Genomic DNA, 3,492 nt, shown 5'->3' with positions numbered 1-3,492 from the left:
CCCCGATACTGGGCGTATCGGGGCGACCCCGACAACGCAGCGAGCGTGCGTGCCAGACGCCGCCAGGCAGGCGGGACTTTCGAAACACGCCCTAGCAGTGATGCCAGGCAGGTCGCCCAGCTCCCGGCGGATGCGGTCGAACTCGGCATTGACACGGCCAGCGGCGGCGCCACTGCTGCAGTGGCCGTCGTTCCCGTCGCGGTAGAGGTCCTCGACGTAGTCCAGCTGGGCGAGGCCCGGCAGATCACCGCGACGTCGATCCGCAAGGAGGCGGCGGCGAAGAACCGTCCGGCGGATCGGCATTCGGCGTGACCGGTCTCGGCCTTGGCCGGGCTGAACAAACCGGCGAACTCGCCCACGTTCTCGCGGAGCCTCGGCAGAGCCACGGTCCGACCTCCCAGCCGTACTCGCCCCTCCGCCTCGTTTGCCATCGCCGGCCCCCTTTCTCACGTGATCTACTTCGGATGACCGTACTGGTCTTCGAGTACCTCCAGCTCTTCAGCGGCTTATGTGTCGGAGCAGGCAGGGCCAGAAGTCGGTCAGGGCACCATCGTGTCGTCCTAGGTCCAGGGACTTCGCCCCATCCGGCGCCAGGACGTAGGACACTGGGGATACGACAGCGAAGGAGGGTGGCAGTGACTGCTCAGCCCGATCACCCGGTGAGCGGCAGGATTCCGGCGATCCCGCTCACCATCAACGCCATCGGCGACTCACTGAGCGGCGAGGAGCGTGCCCAGTTCTACCGGAAGGTCCTGGCGGCCGATGCGGCCGCTGTTCCCGACGTGATGCACCTCTGGTGGAAGACGGCGATGCTCAACCGAGCTCCCGGCGCGGCGCGGGGACGGGCCGACGCTACGACCGGCCGGGGTCTTGTCTCCGTCGACGCCCTGATTGCACGGGTCGAAGGCTCCCAGTGAGTTGGACGGTCCGCACTGCGGAGATCCCCGCACAGGCCGTTCTGGACATGCCGCCCGATCTGGCAAAGATGACCGCGAACTTCTTGCGGGCGCTCGCCATCGAGGTCGGCGGTGCTATCGACCTCGGACGGAAACCGCCTGGCGATCCCATGGACGACATCGGCGTGCGCCACTCCCTCGAAATCCCCGGCGAACCGGTCATCATCGAGTACCTCATTCTCCGTGACATCCGGGAGATCCGCATCGCTGTGCTCGTCTGGCTCGGTTAGGAAAGAGCACAGCGAACCGCCGCGTTCAGCACCCGGACCGCCGGGTCACTGAGGCGGTCGTCCGGGTGGTCGCGGGCCTGCGCGGGGTGCTGTCCGGCGGGACCGAGGAGCTCGATGGGTTACCCCCGCCAGGACAAGTCGCATACGGCCGGGGACCGAGTGTGGGGCGGCGATGTGCTCGCAGCCCCAGACACCCGTGCCGTCCTACCGCAGCACCCGGAACGCGGTGCGCAGTTCATCGGTCAGGATCTTCGGCTGTTCCCAGGCGGCGAAGTGACCGCCCTTGTCCACCTCGTTCCAGTGGATGATGTTGCCGAAGGTCCGCTCACCCCAGCTACGCGGCGCGGGGTAGATCTCGCCGGGGAAGACCGTCACCGCGACCGGAAGCTTCGGAATGGGAACGGCGTTGAACGGTCCGCCGCCGGCCTGTGCGCCTTCCCAGTACAGCCGCGACGACGACGCCCCGGTGTTGGTCAGCCAGTACAGCGAGATGGCGTCGAGCATCTCGTCGTACGTGAAGAGCTTCTCAGGCTCTCCGTCGGAGTCTGTCCACTCCGCGATCTTGTCGTAGTAGTACGCCGCCATGGCTACCGGGGAGTCCGCCAGGGCATAGCCGATCGTCTGCGGGCTCTGGTTCATCATCGCCGCGTACCCGAAGCCGTCACGGTAGAAGTGAAGCAGCCGGTCGTAAGCCCTCGTCTCATCCGCCGACAGGTTCGCCGGGGCCGGATCGAAGTTGCGCAGATGCCGCAGGATGTCGTCCGGCACGGTACCGGGCATGTTGACATGGATCCCCAGCAGCCCCTTCGGCTGCTGGACCGCCAGCACCTCCGAGATGATCGCACCCCAGTCGCCGCCCTGGGAAACGTACTCCGGGTAGCCGAGCCGCAGCATCAACTCATGGAACGCGCGCGCCGTGCGGGCGGGATTCCACCCGCCCTTGGTCGGGTTGCCTGAGAAGCCGTAGCCGGGCAAGGTCGGCAGCACCAGGTGGAAGGCGTCCGAGGCACGCCCGCCGTGTGCCGTCGGGTTGGTCAGCGGATCGATGATCTTCAGCAACTCGACGATCGACCCGGGCCAGCCGTGCGTCATCAGCATCGGCATGGCGTCGGCATGCGGGGAACGGATGTGCGCGAACTGAATGTCCAGCCCGTCGATCTCCGTGATGTATTGCGGCAGGGCATTGAGGCGCGTCTCAAGGCTGCGCCAGTTGTACTTGGTACCCCAGTAGTCCACCAAAGGCCGCATCTTGGTCAGTTGTGCGCCCTGAGACCGATCCCTGACGGTCTCCCGATCCGGCCAGCGGGTCTCCCGGATGCGCCGCCGTAGCTCGTTGAGCTCCTTCTGCTGGACCTTGATACGGAAAGGACGGATGCCCGAGCCGGGCTGCGGCGCCCACCCGGCCGCGGTACCGGCACCCGTCGACGCCGCCTGATCGGCAGTGGCTGCCTGAGCCTGGCCGAACATGCCAACCTGACTGGCGACGACACCAGCCGCCGCGAAACCCAGGAAACGGCGGCGATCGGTGCCGAGCCGACCCGAGCGCTCGTTCTCTGTCATCGAAGACTCCTTCTGTCCGTCATGAAGTAGGAATGTCAGACGATTCGCTGTCACATTCGCAGCACTGTTGTACGTAGCACGCCAATCGGCCACCCAGGCCAGCAAACACCACAACGATGCGAAGTATCCCTAAGCGCACACCTAGGGTATCTCGGACAACAACCCTACCTGATTTCACACGTATCAGACGGCTGGTCAGACACCTGTCTGTTGACCTCGGCCTGTCGCCAACCGGTCACCTCAACGTGAGACACGTGTGCGCGTCGCCGGTGGACGTCACATGCATGTATCCCGCAATCGGCGCAATCGCCCGGTCGGCGTCGCCGGAGATCAGTTGACGCCTCGCAGCCCACAACGCGCCTCCTGCCGACGTGAGTCGAAGGTTCGTCGTTGGTTTGGCTTGCAGCCGTCCATGGATCCGATGTTCATCGACACGGTCCGCGATGTGGCCGGCCTCTGCCTTGACCCGCCGGAGCAGAGACAGCCGGACCAGCCGGCTGGAACCCCCGGTGATCGGCAGCTTCACGGGCGACCGCGGTGACTTCCACGGCGAGGACATTTACGACGGCCGCCCGATCCGGGTGCACTTCGCCTGGTACCGCATCAGCCCGAACGCTGCCCGCTGGGAGCAGGAGGGCGCTGTCACGTTGACGGATGACATGGTTGGATCTTCGGGTTGATCATGCTGGAGGGGGATCGTCGTGGGGAACCCGGCGCCGTCGTACAAGGGGCATCGCTACCCGGTC

At 66.0% G+C, this 3,492-nt stretch carries 5 protein-coding genes; 4 read left to right on the top strand and 1 reads right to left on the bottom strand.

Translation table 11 applies throughout. From position 1 onward, the window contains the following. From AB0915_RS38690 to AB0915_RS38680, 3 genes are all read left to right on the top strand, one after another. Positions 1-312 (top strand): hypothetical protein (locus AB0915_RS38690; protein WP_366696031.1); only part of this gene is annotated, 312 nt, incomplete at its 5' end. A gap of 323 nt (positions 313-635) precedes the next feature. Further along, entirely contained in the window at positions 636-917 is a 282-nt protein-coding gene (locus AB0915_RS38685; RefSeq protein ID WP_366696029.1) for a hypothetical protein, read from the top strand. Then, positions 914-1,186 carry a hypothetical protein gene (locus AB0915_RS38680; protein ID WP_366696027.1) on the top strand — a complete coding sequence of 91 codons (273 nt, stop codon included), beginning with the start codon at positions 914-916 and terminating at the stop codon, positions 1,184-1,186. Before AB0915_RS38685 ends, AB0915_RS38680 begins: the two co-directional genes overlap by 4 nt. Before the next feature lie 204 nt (positions 1,187-1,390). Here AB0915_RS38680 and AB0915_RS38675 read toward each other — a convergent pair whose 3' ends face one another. Continuing rightward, positions 1,391-2,851 (bottom strand): epoxide hydrolase, encoded by a 1,461-nt coding sequence (locus AB0915_RS38675; RefSeq protein ID WP_366696026.1) that lies wholly within the window; start codon positions 2,849-2,851, stop codon positions 1,391-1,393. 404 nt (positions 2,852-3,255) lie between these two features. Here AB0915_RS38675 and AB0915_RS38670 point away from each other — a divergent pair, with 404 nt between their 5' ends. Further along, on the top strand, positions 3,256-3,426 hold the full coding sequence (locus AB0915_RS38670; protein WP_366696024.1) for a hypothetical protein: 171 nt from the start codon (positions 3,256-3,258) through the stop codon (positions 3,424-3,426). Positions 3,427-3,492 lie beyond the last annotated feature (66 nt).

The sequence above is a fragment of the Streptomyces sp. NPDC048411 genome, from assembly GCF_040704695.1.
Classification (GTDB): Bacteria; Actinomycetota; Actinomycetes; order Streptomycetales; family Streptomycetaceae; genus Streptomyces.
Note: the sequence above shows the minus strand (reverse complement) of the source record. Positions and strands in the feature narration are given on the sequence as shown.